At 45.5% G+C, this 19589-nt stretch carries 14 protein-coding genes and 2 pseudogenes; 8 read left to right on the top strand and 8 right to left on the bottom strand.

What is annotated here, in order from left to right; translation table 11 throughout:
* Window positions 1-375: 375 nt before the first annotated feature.
* From RIB93_RS19260 to RIB93_RS19245, 4 genes and pseudogenes are all read left to right on the top strand, one after another.
* Entirely contained in the window at window positions 376-3519 is a 3144-nt protein-coding gene (locus RIB93_RS19260; RefSeq protein ID WP_446374620.1) for a HEAT repeat domain-containing protein, read from the top strand.
* Between the two features lie 208 nt (window positions 3520-3727).
* Window positions 3728-4024: pseudogene (locus RIB93_RS19255) on the top strand (Uma2 family endonuclease); the annotation flags it as partial.
* A gap of 380 nt (window positions 4025-4404) precedes the next feature.
* Window positions 4405-4923 carry a hypothetical protein gene (locus RIB93_RS19250; RefSeq protein WP_446374618.1) on the top strand — a complete coding sequence of 173 codons (519 nt, stop codon included), beginning with the start codon at window positions 4405-4407 and terminating at the stop codon, window positions 4921-4923.
* Window positions 4924-5076: 153 nt separating this feature from the next.
* Window positions 5077-5484 carry a hypothetical protein gene (locus RIB93_RS19245; RefSeq protein ID WP_446374616.1) on the top strand — a complete coding sequence of 136 codons (408 nt, stop codon included), beginning with the start codon at window positions 5077-5079 and terminating at the stop codon, window positions 5482-5484.
* Between the two features lie 269 nt (window positions 5485-5753).
* Here the strand turns inward: RIB93_RS19245 and RIB93_RS19240 are convergent, their stop codons facing one another.
* Together RIB93_RS19240 and tftA are read right to left on the bottom strand one after the other, a co-directional pair.
* Entirely contained in the window at window positions 5754-6065 is a 312-nt protein-coding gene (locus RIB93_RS19240; RefSeq protein WP_446374614.1) for a hypothetical protein, read from the bottom strand.
* 216 nt (window positions 6066-6281) lie between these two features.
* Window positions 6282-8921 carry a hormogonium tapered terminus morphoprotein TftA gene (tftA, locus tag RIB93_RS19235; protein ID WP_446374612.1) on the bottom strand — a complete coding sequence of 880 codons (2640 nt, stop codon included), beginning with the start codon at window positions 8919-8921 and terminating at the stop codon, window positions 6282-6284.
* A 430-nt stretch (window positions 8922-9351) separates the two neighbouring features.
* Between tftA and RIB93_RS19230 the strand changes: the two genes are divergently transcribed.
* From RIB93_RS19230 to RIB93_RS19215, 4 genes and pseudogenes are all read left to right on the top strand, one after another.
* A complete protein-coding gene (locus tag RIB93_RS19230; protein WP_446374610.1) occupies window positions 9352-9981 on the top strand; it encodes a CatB-related O-acetyltransferase in 630 nt (209 codons plus the stop codon).
* Window positions 9982-9996: 15 nt separating this feature from the next.
* Window positions 9997-10278 (top strand): hypothetical protein, encoded by a 282-nt coding sequence (locus RIB93_RS19225; protein ID WP_446374608.1) that lies wholly within the window; start codon window positions 9997-9999, stop codon window positions 10276-10278.
* A 22-nt stretch (window positions 10279-10300) separates the two neighbouring features.
* Window positions 10301-11129, top strand: a pseudogene (locus RIB93_RS19220) (ATP-binding protein).
* Window positions 11126-12190, top strand: a complete 1065-nt coding sequence (locus RIB93_RS19215) for a ParA family protein (RefSeq protein ID WP_446374606.1) — start codon at window positions 11126-11128, stop codon at window positions 12188-12190. Before RIB93_RS19220 ends, RIB93_RS19215 begins: the two are co-directional and overlap by 4 nt.
* A 235-nt stretch (window positions 12191-12425) precedes the next feature.
* Here the strand turns inward: RIB93_RS19215 and RIB93_RS19210 are convergent, their stop codons facing one another.
* From RIB93_RS19210 to RIB93_RS19185, 6 genes are all read right to left on the bottom strand, one after another.
* Window positions 12426-16007, bottom strand: coding sequence for a GAF domain-containing protein (locus RIB93_RS19210; protein ID WP_446374604.1), 3582 nt, complete (start codon window positions 16005-16007; stop codon window positions 12426-12428).
* Window positions 16008-16486: 479 nt separating this feature from the next.
* Window positions 16487-16801 (bottom strand): hypothetical protein, encoded by a 315-nt coding sequence (locus RIB93_RS19205; RefSeq protein WP_446374602.1) that lies wholly within the window; start codon window positions 16799-16801, stop codon window positions 16487-16489.
* A gap of 399 nt (window positions 16802-17200) precedes the next feature.
* Complete coding sequence (locus RIB93_RS19200; RefSeq protein WP_446374600.1) at window positions 17201-17521, bottom strand: hypothetical protein; 321 nt, start codon at window positions 17519-17521, stop codon at window positions 17201-17203.
* Window positions 17522-17904: 383 nt separating this feature from the next.
* Entirely contained in the window at window positions 17905-18327 is a 423-nt protein-coding gene (locus RIB93_RS19195; RefSeq protein WP_446374598.1) for a WD40 repeat domain-containing protein, read from the bottom strand.
* Complete coding sequence (locus tag RIB93_RS19190) at window positions 18260-18799, bottom strand: hypothetical protein (protein ID WP_446374596.1); 540 nt, start codon at window positions 18797-18799, stop codon at window positions 18260-18262. The genes RIB93_RS19195 and RIB93_RS19190 overlap by 68 nt, the downstream gene beginning before the upstream one ends.
* A 176-nt stretch (window positions 18800-18975) precedes the next feature.
* Complete coding sequence (locus tag RIB93_RS19185) at window positions 18976-19464, bottom strand: hypothetical protein (protein ID WP_446374594.1); 489 nt, start codon at window positions 19462-19464, stop codon at window positions 18976-18978.
* Window positions 19465-19589: the final 125 nt, after the last annotated feature.

The following is a 19589-nucleotide window of genomic DNA, read 5'->3' as shown; positions in this document are numbered from 1 at the left end:
GTAAAACCCGCCCCTACACATTGACACGCTTATCCCATGAAAACACAAAACCTGTGAATCAGGGCGGGTTTAATTCCATTTGGGTACAATCGAAAAGATAGTAGTAAAACCCGCCCCTACACATTGACACGCTTATCCCATGAAAACACAAAACCTGTGAATCAGGGCGGGTTTAATTCCATTTGGGTACAATCGAAAAGATAGTAGTAAAACCCGCCCCTACCCATTGACGCGCTTATCCCATGAAAACACAAAACCTGTGAATCAGGGCGGGTTTAATTCCATCAGGGTACAATCGAAAAGATAGTAGTAAAACCCGCCCCTACCTATTGACGCGCTGATCCTATAAAACGTCAACCCCCATCCCAGTTTAAGATGAGTTACTATGGTCTTGACCAACTCCGGGAATCCATGGTGAAAATCCTGAATCCCGCTAAAGGAGAAACCGCAGGTTCAGGTTTCATCATCCGTTCTGATGGTTATTTAATCACTTGTCACCATGTTATTTATCTACTCGATCGCCTTATAGTAGAGTATCAGGGACAGGAATACGAGGCGCAATGGTGCGAAGCCTTATCCAATCCTGATGTTGATATTGCCATTCTCAAAATTAATATTGAAAACGCCCCCGCCGTACCGATAATTAATCCGCAACAGTTATCAACCTCGGTAACGGTTTATGGATTTCCGCCCTCGCAACAGAAATATTTTCCCGAAGGAATTAACTTTTCCGCCCCAACCATTCGCCCCAGTGCGCCTGTTAAAATTCTACCCACCTATCGCATCCAAACCGTAACCGGGACAAATCCTTGGAATCAATTACCCCAAAAACAGTCTACCTTTGTATCCCATCGAATTGATACGAAAGTTGATTCAGGAACCAGCGGCGGCGCAGTTTTTGCTGAAGAGTTGGGTGGTGTGGTAGGCGTGATTCAGTGTAGTAAACGGGATGAAAGTTATCTGATTCGCTGGGACAATTGTTTAGAGAGTTTAGATGCACTGGGGTTAGAACCAGAGAAAAATGCGGTTTGTCAATTTCTGGAGGCGATTGAAAATGATCAACGATTTAAATCCATTGGCTTTTTCCACACCCCGCAAAACGTTCTATTGCAAGCGCAATATATTCCGATTCAAGTTACGCTGGAACGGAAATATAAGCATGAAGTAGAAACGACGTGGGGGTATGGGGAATCTGAGGCAGAAATTAAACGAGTTTATGCGCTCAAAGGTGGAGTGGAAGAAGTTGAGGAATCGCGACAAACTCAGGTGGATTGGCAAGAAGCAAAAAAAGAATATTCAAGAGTAATGGTTTTGGCTGATCCGGGGATGGGAAAGTCTACGTTATTAAAAATGGAGGCGGGATTAATCGCTAAACAGGAGAGGGAAAACCTAACCCCCCAGCCCCCTTCCCTGCAAGGGAAGGGGGAGCAATATTTTCCTAGAATAAATTCCATAACCCCCCTTTTGAAGGGGGGTAGGGGGGATCAAAAAGCCTTGGCTGAGAGTTCAACTGTAGACTTAAACAAGGTAGTAAATGGAAAAATAGACAATGTAATATTCCCCCTATTTCTGCGCCTATCCGATTTAGATGAAACCCCCGAAGAAATCATTAATGCAATCCCTGAACTGATCCAGCGAGATTATCCCAAAAATTATCCGGCTATCGACACCCTACTCAAAGACAAATTAGCAAACGGCAAATGTTACTTACTCTTAGATGCCTTAGATGAAGTCTCCAAAGAAAATCGGACTCGTTTAGCCGAAAAGCTGAACCGATTTGCCCGCAATTATAACTGTCCGATGATTTGCACCTCTCGCATTGTTGGCTATGGCGGTGCATTTTTGTCAGAGGCGAAGGAAGTAGAAATTGTTCCGTTTAGTCAAAAGCAAACCGAAGCTTATATTCAAACCTGGTTTAAAAATGCGGCGGGTTATCTAGAGGATGATTCTGTCTCAGCCGAGGGATTGATTGAAGAACTCCGCCATAAACCCCAAATTGGGGGATTAGCTCAAAATCCATTATTGTTGTCATTACTGTGTAGTTTATATCAAGTCAAAGGATTGACGCTTCCAGCACGGCGAACTCAGGTGTATGGTAAAGCCGTAGATTATATGTTGGGAAAATGGGGAATTGACAATCATCGACAATCGGCTAATCAGGCGCGAGTATCAGCAAAAAAAGAGCTTTTGCAGGAACTGGCTTATCAATTGAGTGATGAAGGCAAGGAAATTTTTTCCATAGACGAACTCAGGAGTAAGATAGAAAACTATCTGAGAAGTGAACAGGCGTGCAGCGAGTTTAAAACGCTGAGTGCGGCGAGTTTGATTGAGGAATTGTCGGAAAAGGATGGTATTATTCAACTATTGGATAGAGGGGGCGATCGCTATCTCTTTCTCCACCGCACGTTTCAGGAGTATTTGACGGCGGCGTATTTGTGTCGAGTTGAGAATGGGGTGGCGTTAACGCGGCAGCATTTTTGGAACTATGACTGGCATGAAACCCTAAGTTTAATGGCGGGATTGATGGATGATCCGATTCCTTTGTTGCAAGGGATTATGAAGGAAAAGGATGATATTTTTAAGACGCTTTTACTGTTGGCAGGGCGATGTCTGGCGGAATGTTCAGAATGTTCTCACCCTTTGGTTACTAAGGTAATTGATAGACTGTACAAGTTTTGGCTGTCTTATCCAAGGGTTGGTTTTATTACCTCCACGCTTATGGCGCTGAGTCAGGTGAATTCACAGATGGTTCAGAGGTGGCAAGATGCCCTCAATGATTCCGATAGTTACGTGAGAAGGAAAGCAGCAAATGCTTTGGCTGAGATAGGCAATCCTCAAGCTGTCGAGATTTTAATCGCTGCCCTCAATGATTCACGTGGAATCGTGCGATTATATATGAAAGTGGGTAAGATAGGAGATGCCAAAGCTGTGAATGGTTTATTTGCTGCCCTCCATGATTCCGATCGTTACGTGAGATGGAAGGTAGCAGAGGCTTTGGCTGAGATAGGCAATCCTCAAGCTGTCGAGGGTTTAATCGCTGCCCTCAATGATTCCGATCGTTACGTGAGATGGAAGGTAGCAGAGGCTTTGGGTAAGATAGGAGATGCCAAAGCTGTGGATGGTTTAATTGCTGCCCTCAATGATTCTGATAGTGACGTAAGAAGGAATGCAGCAGAGGCTTTGGGTGAGATAGGGAATGCTAAAGCTGTCAATGGTTTAATCGCTGCCCTCAATCATTCCGATTTTTCCGTGAGAATGGATGCAGCAGACGCTTTGGGTAAAATAGGCAATGCAGAAATCTTGAAAAAGCTAATTAAGTTCCTCTATATCAACATCTATCGCGATGACATATTCCCCCTAGCGCGGACATTAGCCGTTCGATTTAGCAAGGAAAACCTACCTTTTATTCCCGTCTATCCTAAATTAGTTCGCTTTAGCTATTCACCTATATTGGCAACAGTGAAGCGTCTTTTGCGAGAGCAAAAACAAAAAGCAAGGAAAAAGCGTTTAACGGGGTGATTGGTTCAGGATTCAATTTTGAACTGGGGAGGGCGGGTTTGGCACAACAGTTATCGGTTACATCCCACAAGTTAATCCCTAAACCTGTCCCTACGGATTGTTTTTACGATCGCGCGATACAATAGACAATCTTTTGAAGACAAGATTACGGCATTCTGTCAAGTCCAAGAAACACTGGGATTAACCTGGAAGGAGGCGACTCGCAACGATGACAACGACGCTAGATCAAACCATTACCTTAGCCGAATTCCTCAACCTGCCAGAGACAAAACCTGCTAGTGAATTTATTAATGGTCGCATCTACCAAAAACCAATGCCCCAAGGCAAACACTCTCGCCTAAAGTGTCAACTTTGCAATAAGATAAACCACGTCGCTGAAGAGTCGCAAATAGCCCTCGCTTTTCCTGAACTGCGTTGTACCTTTGGCGGGCGTTCAATTGTTCCTGATGTTACGGTATTTCAATGGCAACGAATACCCATTGATGCTAACGGTGAAATCGAATCTCTTACAGGTTCCTGACTTTTTGGATTTAAATCTAACCGTTGCTCAGGTATTTGCTGGGTTAAAGGCTGGAAAATAATATCCTCACGCTACAGTAAGTTAAGGTGAACGTCCTGGTTTCGTAGTAGGCACTTTAGTGCCAGAAGCGCTAAAGCGCTGACTACAAACTCTGATTTGTTCGCCACGCGATCGCACGGGTGGGGGAGGGCGGGTTTTGTATAATAGTTAGCGGTTACATGCCAAAGGTTTATCCCTAAACCCGCCCCTACGGGTTATGTGGATGAGGGCGCGATCGCACGGCTGGGGGAGGGCGGGTTTTGTACAACAGTTATCGGTTATATGCCAAAGGTTAGTCCCTAAACCCGCCCCTACAGGTTATGTGGATGAGGGCGGGTTTTGTACAACAGTTATCGGTTACATGTCAAAGGTTAGTCCCTAAACCCGCCCCTACGGATTGTGTGGATGAGGGCGCGATCGCACGGCTGGGGAAGGGCGGGTTTTGTTCCACAGTTAACGGTTATATGCCAAAGGTTTATCCCTCGCGCCCGCCCCTACGGGTTATGTGGATGAGGGCGCGATCGCATAGCTGGGGGAGGGCGGGTTTTGTACAACAGTTAGCGGTTATATGTCAAAGGTTTATCCCTAAACCCGCCCCTACGGGTTATGTGGATGAGGGCGCGATCGCATGGCTGGGGGAGGGCGGGTTTTGTACAACAGTTAGCGGTTATATGTCAAAGGTTAGTCCCTCGCGCCCGCCCCTACAGGTTGTATGGATGAGGGCGCGATCGCAGGATGACTTGCCTTTGGATAGATATGCTAGATTCAATGCATTGCTAAAGTTTAGAATTAAGTCAGTTTATCTTATGGGAAACAAGCAAAAACTTTCCCAAAAATGTATTTAATAATACACAAACCCGGTGAAATCAGCTAAGCATTTGCCGGATCATCGATTAGAATACTCGTCCAAAATTTTTCCCCAAATGCTTCACCGCCACTTGATCAACTGACGGGGTGTATCTACCCAAACCAACCATTCAACTCTGAGAACAACGGTAATGATGCGTAAAATAATCATCCCTTTAGGCGCTGGCGTACTTGTCACTAGCTTGACACCAACCGTCGGCGCTATGCCCATTGAACCCTCTCAATCCGACAACGCCACCCTATCAGGTGAGTCGCTACAGGGACTCGATAGTCGTAGCCTAGATAACACCACATTTTTCCCTCAAGCTTCATCGAGATCTCAACCTGAATCTCTAGCATTACCTGATAATGAATCAGAGAATGAAACTCCCGCCATCTCGTTATTTGGCATAAAACTATCGGCTGAAGAATCGCCGTCTGATTCCGACGATTACCCCTCTACTCATTTAGAATTAAGCGATTTGGAGGTTTCGGCGGGCGGATCATCCCTGGATAGTGAGCAAGTGGTGAACGTGAAGTATCGACTTCTTTCGCCTTAAACCCACATTGGGCATAAGTATTAGGGATTGGGTAAGTGTAGAGATGCTTTTGGCATCCCGTCTGTAGAGGCAGGTTTCACGACTCTCGTGTCTTATACCCAATCCGGGTTAGCCACCCCCTTGATAATCTAGTCCGCGCAGGCGGACTACCCTTCGGGAAGGCTTCGCATACATTTGTGTAGCTGCGACTTCGCCCTCGCTAGGGCTTCTACATCCCCATTAAATATTATGTTCTGATCCTGTATACATTACTTTAGTTTCATCTCCGTCTAAACTCTTATCTCGGTTTTAAACTCATCCAGTAAATTGAAAAAATAGTCAAACGCCTCTTTCTCATCGCGAGTGAACAAGATAATAATATCAGCCCACGACTTTGCCGTTCTTACCCCAAATCTTCTTTCTATCCAAGGGTGAAAATGGTCGTAAAAATCAATCTCTTCTTCAGTCGATTCAATGCCTAACTCGCTGCGGGCAAATTCATAGCCCACTAAAAAATGGCGCAGCACAGTAATTGATGGCTTGCCGATATACATGCCAGGTCTAGGTTGAATCTTGCTCAATACTGCATAGAGTCCGCCCATAGTATGTCATGCATTTAAATTGGGAATGGGTAGCGAGCAAGATGCTCGCACTACTACTGGGCTGACCCACCTAAAATGGTGAATTAGAATTGTAGGGGCGCACCGACGTGCGCCCATTTTAACGGTAAAATCTATTCCACAATTTTAGCTGTGCCACGCCACTACAAAGGTGACATGCTTCCCCTGCTTCCCCTGCTCCCCCCGCTCCCCCTGCTTTTACAGCCCACAAGGACTATCGCTACCGTTATTTTCCATGGGCGCTACCGTATGACTCAAACGCATGAAGAAGGATTGAGGCGTGTCTTCCACATCAGACACCACACCATGCAAACGCCGCACTAATGCCATAATCTTATTCCCATACTCCGGATCAGCACTCCAGCGCCGACTCAAGTCATACACCGAAGGCGCACTCCCGCGTAAGACAAACTGGAATCGAGGACTGACAATGGGCGGATGTTCAATCGGTGCAGTCGTTCCATAGGCTTTGAGATGTTGAATGTGGGCTTTCACACCCGTGCGGATATCGGGGAAAAATGCACCCGCCGGATCACTATTCGCTGTCCCTAAACCGCCAAAGTTATTCTGTTCCGGTTGTAATGAACCGCCAAAGCGTAAGAAATCGGTCATCAGACACATCTGACAAAAGGCAATGTCGTGATTGACGTCTTCTTTTTCTGCTTCTTCCATGTAAATGGTATGGATGTCGGGGAACTGGTCAAGTGCTTTTTCATTATTACTGGTGAGAAAGGCTTTCAAATCCTCTTCTGTAGCATTGCCAAACCAGATAATCTTGTCCGATTCATCCAAATCAGTTTGAGTTGCTGTATTTAGTAATACCGTTCTGGTATCACTATCCCAGCCAACAGAGATATTATAGGGCTGAAGATCAACCGCTTTTACATACACGACATTGCCATAACTGATTTGGCGAATATCCGATTCCACAGTCAGATCAACGCCTAAATTCTCTACCAGATCCGCCGGAATATAGGAATTCCCATTGACGAGAAGCCCTTTTTCGTCATGGTCATAGTTTTGAATTTGGATATTAATCAGTTGGAAATGGGGTGAAGTTTGATCCGATTTTGCCGTTTGACCACTCCATTGCAGCAATCCATCAGCCAAACCTTGAGCAAAGCGATCGCGGTTTTCTTGAAGTAAGGTTAAGTCTTCGGGATTATCTAGGAAACACAGATTGAAGATAATAGATGATGCCGCGACTTCCCGACAAAACGGAAGCTGATTTTTGGCACTCAAGGTATCGGGTTTAACACCACGAGAAAGGGGTTTTCCTGGTAAACGCAGTTCGGGAACTTTCTTCAAGAATGCCTCTAAAATCAACTTAGCATCGTCTTTGCGGTCTTCGTTTCCATCAATATAATAGGCTTCAGTACCCCGAACTGAACCATTAAAGGCATTACCACCCAGTTCTATCGCCACATCCCCAGGCAGGACGCGATCGTTGATCCATTTGATTGTACCGCCCAGATCCAGATCATCGGGTACCGTCAGGAAATTAACCCCTCGTGACTGGAGTTCCTGCACTAGGGCGTTACGGGTAAGAATCATTTCCTCGGCTTCTGTAGTCCCTAAGGCAACGACTCCGGGATCTTTAAGGTTATGACCCGCAGAAATCAAGATGCGCCCGACAGCCGTTGCGGGTGGAGGCGTGGGTTTAGTGGGTTCGGGTTCGGGTTCGGGTTCAGGTTCTGGAGTGGGTTTGGGTTCAGGTTCGGGCGGTGAGATAACCACAGGTGCGCCGAAAAATCCCAGTTGCACGAGAGTAGCCGGTCCCACCACACCATCGGTAATTAGGTTCCTTGCCTTTTGAAACAGCTTTACTGCTGCTTGAGTTCCTGGTCCAAACACGCCATCTACCCCAACATCAATTTTGGCATCTGCTAACGCTTGCTGGATTTTGCGGACATCTTCGCCATGCATGTAGGGACTTGTCAACTTAATGATTTCAAAGCCCTGCCAGACTTCCCCAAAACCGCCGATAATACTCCGATTCAGTCGCCGTTCGGTAGCGGGTCCATAGCCGCCATCTTCAGCGATTCGATCCTGGGGATTGTATCGATTCCAAACCCGTTGGAACGCCTGTACCGCTAGGCTACGAATATCACGTCCGCCGCGAATATAGTCGAAGTGAGGATAATCCCTCGGACCCAACCATCGCCAGCCATGTCGTTCTAGAAAGGGACGCCAGCCATCGGTACCTTGGATATCCAGCGCTAAACCACTTTGGTGATTACTACGAGGCGGACGGGCGGCGAGTTGAATCCCGCAGCGACGACCTCCTCGATAGTGATTGTAGAGGATAAGCTGTTGGGCGATGGTACGATATCCGGAGTTGATCACTAGGGGAATACCGCGATCGCGAATTGCCCGCCCCAAGGCGGCTTTAGCACCGGGCTGGAGGAAGGGCCACACGGCTTGTCCCAGACGCACATTCAAGTCTTCAAAACTGACCAGGGTGTCAGGCGTGAGGAAGTTCATCTCATCAATCACCTGTTGATCCAGTCCTCGCACAACATGAGTGGAACAAGAACGCACATTAAACAGAACTTCGGTAGAACCCGGGGGAGACACTGGCGGTAGCACCACAGTTTCACCGTCCCAAATCTGGATATGGTTGATGAAGGCGTACCAGGTATTTTTGTTGTTAAATCGGTCTGTGGCAAAAGCCACCCGGATATGGTGAGGTTCTCCATCCTTAGGGTCCCAACTGTGCAGTACTAACTCTGTCCCTTGGGTCAGACTATAAAGGTCGTCTGGGTTAGAGATTTGACTGCTATCGACAGGTTGCTGTTTGAGGAGGGTATCTTCAAAAATTTTAAGCGTTAAAGCCATTGGCTGTTCATAAAACAATTTGGATCAATTGTTGTAATTTTACTATAGTGCGTCGTGGGATTTCTTGTTTAAGAAAGATTAGAGTAGATTGAATTAAAGTCAAGGGTTCAACTCTTAAAATTTGATTAAGAAATAGCCATAGAACCTGCGATCGCGCTATAGCAAATCTGGGCTATCTAAGGAGTCCGACCCAATTAAAGTTGACGGTTTGAGATGGGGGAACACCTCGACCCTTCGACAGGCTCAGGGCATCGCTTACCTCGACTTACTTCGGCTTACTTCGGCTTCGCTCAGTAACACGCTCAGTAACACGCTCGGTGTGTCACAGGGAACCGTAAGGACTTAAGGCTTGTTAACATTTCTTAGTACAGCGGACAGAATTTATGTCCAGGTAATGATGTCCCTTCGCCGAAATCCCAAAGGGTTACTTATGATTCACGGACCATCTCCCCATAGCAAATATCCATTAGCTGACCAAACTCGGTTGGTTTTCTTAAATAATATTATCAAGAATCCTAACATTATCGTTGGTGACTACACCTATTACGATGATTTCGAGAATCCCGAAAATTTTGAACGGAATGTTTTATATCACTTTGATTTTGTCGGTGATCAGCTACTAATTGGCAAATTTTGCGCGATTGCCTCAGATGTCAAGTTTATTATGAATGGGGGGAATCATCGCACAGATTGGTTTACTAATTATCCCTTTCCAATTTTTGGTTCTGGATGGGAAGTCGCCATGCCTGATAGCTGGCCCCACAAAGGGGATACGGTGATTGGGAATGATGTCTGGATAGGTTATGCCGCAACAATTATGCCTGGTGTTCATGTAGGGGATGGGGCAATTATCGCCACAGCATCAGTGGTGACTCGCCCTGTCGAACCTTATACGATTGTGGGGGGAAATCCGGCGCAAGAAATCCGCAAGCGTTTTGACGATAACGTTATCAATGAACTGTTAGAGATTCAATGGTGGAACTGGGATATTGAGAAGATTACTCGTAATCTGAACGCTATTTGTGGTTCAAATATACAGGCGTTACGAGAAGCTGTATAACTGGGTGCTAGTGAAGTGCGATCGCGTCTTTCCCTGCCACTCACTCAAACCCTAACCCGACATACAGCAGATTTGCTGGTTGATGAGGTACAGTCTTCTAAGCAAGATCCCCGACTTCTTGGAGAAGTCGGGGATCTGTCTGTGTACTGTATATTCATCTTCTCCATTTGTCTCAAATCCCGATATTCGGTTGAGCATCAAAGTAGTGGCAAAGACAGTGCCGATTCCGAACAGGTAAACGGTGTTAAAGCAGCATCCGCAAAAGGCTACTACTATAGAAACAACGAGTTAAGCTGAAAGTATTACTAAGGAGGGCTGAATGAATGATCAGGAGTTGGCAACTCTGCTAAATGATCTGGAATCGGATCGGGTGGAACGTAAGGCTTCGATAGCTGACCGAAATATCATTCGTCAGGCTATTTGTGCTTTTGCCAATGATCTACCCAACCACCAGCAACCCGGAGTCTTGTTTATTGGCGTTAATAATGACGGAACTTGTGCCAATTTGCCAATTAGTGACCAACTCCTGCTCACTCTCTCTGAATATACGATCCGATGGAAATATTCTGCCTTTTCCAGACATGATTGTTCAGAAACGAACGATTATTGGATGTGAATTAGTGGTTGTAATTGTAGAACCATCTGATTCTCCACCAGTGCGTTTCAATGGACGGGTTTGGGTACGAGTAGATCCGCGCCGAGCAACAGCTACACAACAAGAGGAGCGTCGTTTAGCGGAAAAAAGACGGGCAAAGGATTTACCGTTTGATATTCTACCTCTACCATCAGCTAGCTTAGATGACCTAGATTTAGACGCGCTACAACAACTAGCAAGAAATGCCGTGATGCACCGCATTTATGAAAATACATACGCGCCCGTTCGGATTACCTGGTTTAATGATTGTATCGAGATCCAAAATCCTGGTGGTCCTTTTGGTCAAGTGAATAAGCAAAACTTTGGTCAGCCCGGTGTAACCGATTACCGCAATCCTCATTTAGCTGAAGCGATGAAGAACTTAGGTTATGTGCAGCGATTTGGAGTAGGAATTCAATTGGCACGCAAAGAACTACAAAAAAACGGCAATCCACCTCCAGAATTTGTCGTCGAAGACGCCCATCTGCTAGTCACACTTAAGAAAAGACCATGAATACAACGATTATTGCTTTTTTCAACAACAAAGGCGGTGTGGGTAAAACCTCATTAGTTTATCACTTAGCCTGGATGTATAAAGACATGGGGCTGCGAGTTGTTGCTGCTGATCTTGATCCTCAAGCTAACCTGACGGCTGCATTTCTGGACGAGGAGCGATTGGAAGAACTTTGGTTAGGCAATAGTCGTAATACAGTTTTTGATTGTATACAACCGCTATTAAAAGGAACGGGTGATATTGATAATCCCTACCTGGAATTCATTGAAGAAGCTCAGTTATCGCTTTTTCCTGGAGACTTAGGGCTTGTGGTTGGAGATTTATATCTTTCTGGTTTTGAGGATGAACTTTCAGCACAGTGGCCCAATTGTTTAGGTGGAGGGGGTCAAGAAAGAGCATTTCGGGTTATGTCTGCTTTCTGGAGAATTATGCAAAAAGCTGCTTTAGCTCATAACGCTGACGTTATATTACTGGATCTTGGTCCTAATTTGGGGGCGATTAATCGGGCGGCGCTAATTTCAGCCGACTATGTAGTTGTTCCCCTTTCACCGGATTTATTTTCGTTGCAAGGTTTGCGTAATCTGGGTCCAACATTGCGGACATGGCGCGAAGAATGGCAAGAGAGACTAGCTAAAACAAGTTCTCCAGGAAAGAAGGGTTTAGCCACAGATTTACAGCTTCCTCAAGGTAAAATGCAGCCGATTGGATATGTTGTTTTACAACATTCAGCCCGATTAGATCGTCCAGTGAAGGCGTACAACCGTTGGATTGCGCGTATCCCAACGGTTTATCACGAGGATGTATTAGATCAGCCGCTGACTGATAATATTTCTGTAGCTGATGATCGGCATTGTTTAGCCTTACTGAAAAACTATCAGAGTTTGATGCCCATGGCTCAGGAAGCCCGTAAGCCTATCTTTCACCTCAAACCGGCTGACGGGGCGATTGGCGCTCATACTTATGCGGTGAGGAATGTCTACCGAGAATTTGAAAAATTGGCTCGCGCGATCGCACAACGAACAGGAGTAAAACAGTTGTCAACACCCACCGCGCCTTTATAATGGCATAGCGTACCGAATTGGATGGATTATATTGTAGGGACACACATCAGTGCGCCCAGAAACTCCGTACAATTTCTTCTCTACAATTAAATCAGGGCGGGTTTTGTTGTTCAGTTATTGGTGACAAGCTAGCTTGAATCCCTAAACCCGCCCCTACAATTTACTTGACCAACCCTCTAGTAGGGACACGACATATTATGCCCCTACAAGTAGCCCCTATACCGCCAAGAAAACCTTATTCATAATCCAGTTGCGGATCAACCTTAAACGTTCCCACAGACGCCTGCAACTCTCGCGCCACTTCCACCGTTTTTCGCAGCGAATTTGACACTTTCGTCGAGGAATCTGAGGTTTGGGCTGATACCATGGCAATCTCGTACATCAAACTACTCACCGCTTGCGCTGTTTGCGTCTGAGACACGGTAGCCGTAGAAATTAACTGTACTAATTGGTCAATCTGATAGGATACCTCTAACATCTGACCCAAACTATTCTTGGCATCATCCACTAACTGTGTCCCTTCTACCACCTGCTTGGTGCTTTGTTCCATCGCCTCAACCACCATCGCGGTTTCCCGTTGAATACTCTCAACAATTTCCTCAATTTCTTGAGTCGCCGCTGCCGATTTTGCCGCCAGTTCTCCTACTTCTTCAGCAACAACAGCAAACCCTTGACCCTCTTCACCAGCCCGTGCTGCCTCAATCCCGGCGTTAATAGCAAGTAAGTTGGTTTGTAGGGCAATTTTCTCAATGATAGATACCACCTTGGCAATCTGTTGAGACGACTCACCCAAACGCTTCACCTTTTTCGCCGTCTCACCAATCGTACCCCGCAGATTTAAGATATTCTCTACCGTTAAATCCATCGCTGCTTGACCCATTTGGGCGGTATTGGATGCTGTACCCGCAACAACTGCCGCTTGGCGAGCGTTCTCCGCCACTTCTTCAATCGACTGGGTCATTTGTTCGACAGAATTTAAAATTTGAGTTGTTTCTTCTGCCTGTTTTAGTGCCGCTTCTGCCAGTTGCTGAATCGCTTGTTCGTCTTCACCAACCGCCATATTCACCTGAATTGCTGACTCTTGTACCCGCGTGACAATCTGCCGCAAGTTCTCCACAATTGAGTTGAAAAAGTCAGCAACGGTGCCAATTTCACCAATATTTACCTCTGCCCGTACCGTTAAGTCCCCTCTGGCTGCACCTTCGACATCATTAAGCAGTTCAACTAATTGCATTTGAATCGCTTCTTTTTGTTGACGTTGCTCCTCTGCCAGTTGTTCGGCTTTTTGACGGGATTGCTCAATTTGGGCTAAGAAATCTAAACGATCTAAGGCTGAACCGAGTTGAATCGCCACTTGTTTAAAGAAGGTCATTTCTGACTCTTGCCACACCCGGCTACTGGAACATTGATGGGTAACTAACAAGCCATGAAGATCACCATACGCCAAAATCGGTGCGACTAAATTGGCTTTGACGTTAAAGGGTTCGAGTTGACCCAAATAACACTTGCTTAAACCCGCCTTTTGAATATCTTCAATCGCCTTGATCCGCCCCTGCTTATATTTCTCTACATATTGCTCCGCAAAACAGGGGTCAGCAATATTCGCGCCCAAGGCTTTGGGAAAGCCTTCTGCCACCGATTCAGCCGTGATCGTGCCTTTCCAGTTTTCGTCAAATAGATAAATGATCGCGCGATCGGTTTTCATGGTTTTGCGAATTCCTGTAATCGCAGCATTATAAATTTCCTCCACGGTCACGGATTCGCGAATACTGGATGTAATTTCATTCAGTTGTTGCGCCCGTTCGGTTTCCGCTTCTTTTTCGACCAAGAAGTTCACCCGGTCTAAGGACAAACCGACTTGAATCGCTAACTTTTTGAGAAACTCAATTTCCGACGGTTGCCAATTATGAGGAGCATTACAGTGATGGGCAATCAGTAAACCAAATAACTGCTCATCTTTGAGAATGGGTGTGACCAAATTGGCTTTAATTTGTAACCGTTCCATTAACTGGAGGTGATCCGGATGAAAACCCGCTTCAAAAACATTATCGGTGGGTACGACTCGTCCTTTTTGGTAAGCTTCGATCAGAGCATCGCCAATACAAGCGTCTTCAATTTTATCCCCCAAGGCACGAGTCCAAGCGGGAGCGACGGCTTCATTGGAGATGTATCCCCGCCAGTCGGGTTGGAACCGATAAATTACCACCCGATCCACACCCAGAATTTGCAACGCTCCCTGAACAGCCGCCTGGAAGACTTCCTCTAAATCTCGTTCAGTCCGAGCGCGGGAAATGGCGATGTTGGCAAATAATTCTGCCTGTTGTGTTTCTGCCGATTGCTGATATAATAACCCCTTAACACTGGTGACCAGATTATTAAACGCTTGGGACAAGAGGCGGGTTTCCGTCGGACCGGATGGTTCAGCTTGAACATTGAGATCCCCTGCAATCATTTGTTCCGCCGTGCTAACCAATTGTTTTAAAGGCATTGCCAAACGACGGGCTAAAAATAACAGGATTGCTGCGATCGCACCGCCTAAGAGCAGAAATGCTAAGGAAAAGGTCAGCGCGGCTTGAGACCCAGCGCGGCGGAGGTCGCTCAGTTCCATAGAAACCGCAATCACCCAGTTGGTTTTGGGAACGGTGACCAGCAGATAACGGCGACCCGCGTAGGTAAAGTTGGCACTATTTTGGGAATCGCCAACCTGAGAGGGGACTGACTCTATGGTTAAATCTTTGAGTGGCAAATTACTCGCTACTGATTCCGCCTGAGAATTCTGAGACTGTAGGCTATCGAGCAACATTTTGGCACCTTGCGCGATCGCATCACCGCCCACAACCGTCTGTTGACCTTCTCCCTGCTGAATCCCGACGTTATGAATGACAGTGACATTACCCTCTTGGGTCAGGGCTAAAAGTTGTACGATTTGAGACTCAACTAAGCGTAAATCTGAGAGCAAATTATTCAGCACTGTACCGAACTCTGTGGCGGGTAAAACCCCTTTGACCACACCTAGAAATTCACCTGAGTTCGGATCAGTAATCGCTTGGCTCAGTTCAATTCCAAAGGTATTTGCCGATTGATCAAACGTCGGTTCGATTAACTGACCCTCACCTGTTTTCGTTGCTTGCCACCATTGTTCATCCCGTTGCACAAAGTCCGAGGTCGGGCGACTATAGGCAACGTTAAACCCGTGTTTTTCGGTAAAAAACAACTCTGCAAATTCGCTAATCTCTGCTGTTTTTTGAAGATAACTATTCAGGGATGGATTGGGTTGAACAATTTTATTGGTGGCGAAGGTTTGTTCAAGCTGCTCAATCGGAATTGTCGTCAGACCTTCAGTTTGAGCCACTGTTGCCGTATTCTTCGCCGCATTAATGACTAACGGATTATGCGCCACAATTGCGGGAATTTTTTCGGCTTCGGCTAACAACTCAGTGACCAGATCACTGGTTAATAATGCTTCATTTTGTAATAACTGCTCAGTTTGTTCTTGGCTGCGTCCCGAAATAATTCCAGATGTCACCAATCCCGCTAATCCCAAGGGAACCAGTACAGCAGGTAAAATGGTTTGCAATAACTGAATCCGCAGGGGAGTACTGTTCTGGGATAATAAACGATTGTAGCTCGGAAGAGTACGCCCCAGGAAAGAAGGCTGTTTCTTCGGCTCTGGAGGCGTCATTCCTGGGGGGGGAACGGATTCGAGAGGGAGTTGGCTGTTAGGATAATTCGTTGCACTATTTTGATACCCTCTATTCAAAGTGTCTTCATGGGATTGAGCGTTATAAGTGTTAAGTGGATCAAATTTAGTAGCCATGAAATGATGTCCTTGAAATGAGAGTCTTGGTTAATTCTTGATTGTCATACTCGCTTTTTGATAAGCAAGCTACGTTAAAGAATTCTGGCATCGGCGCGGGACGGGTTGAGTAACATCATGGTCAAAAAACAATAGAGTGAAAAATTGCCCCTACTCAACAGAACTCAAAAGGGTTTATAACTCAACTGAAATTGGTAGAAGATGCGGGTAAAAATATGCAAGGTGGTTTTATTTTTCGTTCTGTAGCCACGCAATTGCTATTAATTTTCCAATACCCTGTATCAGCCTTAAATCATTAGAGAACTAGACCTAAATCTAAAATCATAAAGGGCATCTGATTGAATTTGGTGTTAAAAAACACGACAGACACTTATCCTCAAGGGTTGTCCAAAAATAAACTCGCATTTTTTGCTAGAGTCCTCATTCACCAATAGCAAATGACAAATGACAAATGACAAATGACAAATGACGATATTGGATTAAAGCACTCGTCTACACGCCACACTAGCCGCCTTGACACCCCCACCAGAGGCAATTAAAGCGCCGATGGGACCGCCAACCGCTTCCCCGGCGATCGCCATTTCAATCGCCACCGCCAACGTACAAACATCTAAATCCGTTTCTGATGCAGGTTGCGCTTCTGGATGGTTATCTTTCCAGGCTTGGGCTAAAGGAACGGCAAGTTCTGCTAATTGATTTTCGAGGTCAAATTGCTGTACTTCTTCAGAAGATACAGGTTCAGAGGTTGAGGGATTGAGATTACGTAATTGGTTGTCGGATTTGAATGAACTCATAGTGCTAGTACCTAAAAAAACACCACACTCAGGAATAGTGGGATTGAAGCGAAAACGATAGATTTACCCTGGTGGTGTCCAACCTTGAGGAGAACAGAAGCAAAAGAGGCGAGCGATCGCAGACCCTAGGCTTTCATTCCCAGATACGGTTGAATCTGTAAGACAGTCGTATAACTTGTAATACACTTTCCTTATCATAGGTCAACTACACCAGCATCAGCAACTAAGTCTTGCAGCTTTTATCGAGTCTTCATAAACGGGGGGATTCCAGGTGCAGAGGATATAAGGGAAACAAGGTGGGGGAGTTAACTCAAAACTCTCTCACCTAAGCGGGGCGGGTTTAGTCACATCGGGGTGGCAAAACACGATAATCGTGAAAGTGAGTCCCGACTTTGCCAATCACTCAAACAGAACCGTAACCTCACTCGATTGAGTAAAGTAATTCCAAATCGCGATCGCTAAATCATTCTCATATTCCAGCTTTTCTATTCCCTGACAATTCCGGCAATCCCCTATACATGATGACGCTTGACCATCTAATGCCCCCTCTGGAATTGCTAAACAAATATTTACAACAGGGATCTCGTCTCCCTCACCCAATCCGTTATAGGTGCTGAACGTCACCGCAGCAACATAGTCCATATTGATGATCAAATCGGCGAGTCGGATGAATGCCAAGATAAACTCCTCGCACAGATAATTCAATAACTGTTTTGTCAAAAAAAACCCTACATAAAAAGGTTAAGTCATACACCCAATTGGCGTAGTCACGATTGAACTCTTCAATTTGGTGTCGTAGATGCACTTACCGACAACGGAATAGATCAGAGAGCTTTCCCTAGCTTGAGTTTTTCTCAAAGGTCGGGTTTCTTTTCTATGCCATTGCGATGACCCTGAAAACGTACTTAACCGTAATATAGCGTAAAACACGTAATACACTAATAGCATGATAGTCAATCTGCACGCTGATCAGCAAGAGTCAGGGATTAGGGACTGGCGATTGAGGATTGGCGATTGGAAAAATTCTCCATCACCTGTCTCATCTTCCCCATCTCCCCTGTTCCCCGTTTCCCGTTCCCCGTTCCCCGTTCCCACAGTTCAGGCTAACCAGACTGCCAAATTTTGACTTGACCAGTTAGACTGCGACTAACCATCGTTTCTCCATCAGCACTCATTGCTACAGCAGCGACACCCTCTGGATGTCCTTCAAGGGTATTGACTAATTCACCAGTTTCCAGATTCCAAATAGTCAGCGCTGGGTCACCACTACCTGCAATCAGAGTTTGTCCATCTGGGCTGATGGTGACAGAGTAAACCGGTTTTTCAAACTGGGAAAGGGTACGAACTAATTCCCCAGTTTCCCGATGCCAAATTTTGACAGTTTTGTCCGCTGTTACATTCTTTTGAGTTGTTCTTGTGTCCTGTGCAACTATGAGAATTTCCAGAAATAGCCAAATTTTATCTGCTCTTTGAACTTTTTTCGCAACACCATTGACTACCCGGTTCGACAGCCAATACATTGCCATCAGGCATAAATAGCATCCAATCTTCAGCACCCTCTTCCTCCGGATCTGACGGATCTGAATAGAGGGAAAATGTTCGCAAGGCTAATTGATTATCAAAAGTGAAAAGGGTATCCCAAAGGGGGGGAATGAATTTCACACTTTTTAAATTCATCCCCTCTATTTTTTGCAATTCTAAGGCTATCTTTGAGCGCGAATCTTCACAAGCGACTAGCACTTCAAGATTCTGTTCTAAACGCCAAGCACACAGATAAATCCATAGATGCCACTCTCCACGAGTATATTCTGATCGCTTAACTAAATTACCATGCTTTCGCTTGACTGGATTACGGTACTCTACAATTTGCTTGACTGGATTGCCAAACTCTAGCGTAATAAAACTACCATATCCTAAGGAAACACCCCAGGCTTTATGTCCCAATAGCGGTGATATTTTAGCCTCAATTAAATTTCTTTCGGTTGGATTAATAGACATTGCTTTTTTTAATAGTTCTTCAAGTTAAAAATTATCAACACTGTTCATGCTGCTGGTATAGTCCCTATAGAGTAGTTTTCATTTGGATGAGAGACCTTGAATATCTATAATACAATAGCTTTAACATTTTCGGGATACTTTAATTAAACGATAAACGCTATCGTGTCTAGGGTAAATTAATCATCGTCCCAGTCAACAAGATCATCTATTTGCTCTTGTGCATCAGTATTACCAAACATTTCTATCCCTATTGCGACTATCTGCCAAAAACCATACCCTTGTCCACTAATTTCCTCCCAATAAATGATAGTTCCAGCCGCACCTACAGAAACAAGTACAATAGAGCCTAGTTTGTAAGCTCCTATTCCTATAGGGATGACTACTGCTGGTGCAACAGCTATTAGCTGAGACTCGTCCTGTAGTTGGGGTATACAAAACTCAACTGAGTCACTATTAGTATTAGCCCCTTTGAATAATGTCTGAAGCACATTATTTAACATCTCATCCCGTGACTTAGCCATCACGCTACGGTTTTCCTTGGCAGGTGACGCTACGTCCTCTGGGCGAGACTGCACCACATTTACTCCGCCTTTTGCCTCTTTCTTGGTTGCCCGTTGCGCCATAGGCAAACTAGATTTTGGGATCTTATGCTGCTGGTACATCATTGGCTTCGACTTGAACTCCGATTAATCTCCTCAAACCCACCGCTGATGTCATGAGACATTCTTTATTTTAGGGTGGAATGAGAATTTGCCGACTGCTGAAATTTTCGGCTTTAGCGATCGCACTC

Source organism: Coleofasciculus sp. D1-CHI-01 (assembly GCF_040218875.1).
In the GTDB taxonomy this organism is placed as follows: domain Bacteria; phylum Cyanobacteriota; class Cyanobacteriia; order Cyanobacteriales; family Coleofasciculaceae; genus Coleofasciculus.
This window is presented reverse-complemented; position numbering and strand designations above follow the sequence as displayed.

What these genes read in the sequence shown, in the direction of transcription:
- RIB93_RS19195 (WP_446374598.1), bottom strand. Translation starts at nt 18,327, where the DNA reads ATGGCAATGTATTGGCTGTCGAACCGGGTAGTCAATGGTGTTGCGAAA.
- RIB93_RS19215 (WP_446374606.1), top strand. Translation starts at nt 11,126, where the DNA reads ATGAATACAACGATTATTGCTTTTTTCAACAACAAAGGCGGTGTGGGT.
- RIB93_RS19185 (WP_446374594.1), bottom strand. Translation starts at nt 19,464, where the DNA reads ATGATGTACCAGCAGCATAAGATCCCAAAATCTAGTTTGCCTATGGCG.
- RIB93_RS19260 (WP_446374620.1), top strand. Translation starts at nt 376, where the DNA reads ATGAGTTACTATGGTCTTGACCAACTCCGGGAATCCATGGTGAAAATC.
- RIB93_RS19210 (WP_446374604.1), bottom strand. Translation starts at nt 16,007, where the DNA reads ATGGCTACTAAATTTGATCCACTTAACACTTATAACGCTCAATCCCAT.
- RIB93_RS19245 (WP_446374616.1), top strand. Translation starts at nt 5,077, where the DNA reads ATGATGCGTAAAATAATCATCCCTTTAGGCGCTGGCGTACTTGTCACT.
- RIB93_RS19250 (WP_446374618.1), top strand. Translation starts at nt 4,405, where the DNA reads ATGAGGGCGGGTTTTGTACAACAGTTATCGGTTACATGTCAAAGGTTA.
- RIB93_RS19190 (WP_446374596.1), bottom strand. Translation starts at nt 18,799, where the DNA reads ATGTCTATTAATCCAACCGAAAGAAATTTAATTGAGGCTAAAATATCA.
- RIB93_RS19240 (WP_446374614.1), bottom strand. Translation starts at nt 6,065, where the DNA reads ATGGGCGGACTCTATGCAGTATTGAGCAAGATTCAACCTAGACCTGGC.
- tftA (WP_446374612.1), bottom strand. Translation starts at nt 8,921, where the DNA reads ATGGCTTTAACGCTTAAAATTTTTGAAGATACCCTCCTCAAACAGCAA.
- RIB93_RS19205 (WP_446374602.1), bottom strand. Translation starts at nt 16,801, where the DNA reads ATGAGTTCATTCAAATCCGACAACCAATTACGTAATCTCAATCCCTCA.
- RIB93_RS19230 (WP_446374610.1), top strand. Translation starts at nt 9,352, where the DNA reads ATGATTCACGGACCATCTCCCCATAGCAAATATCCATTAGCTGACCAA.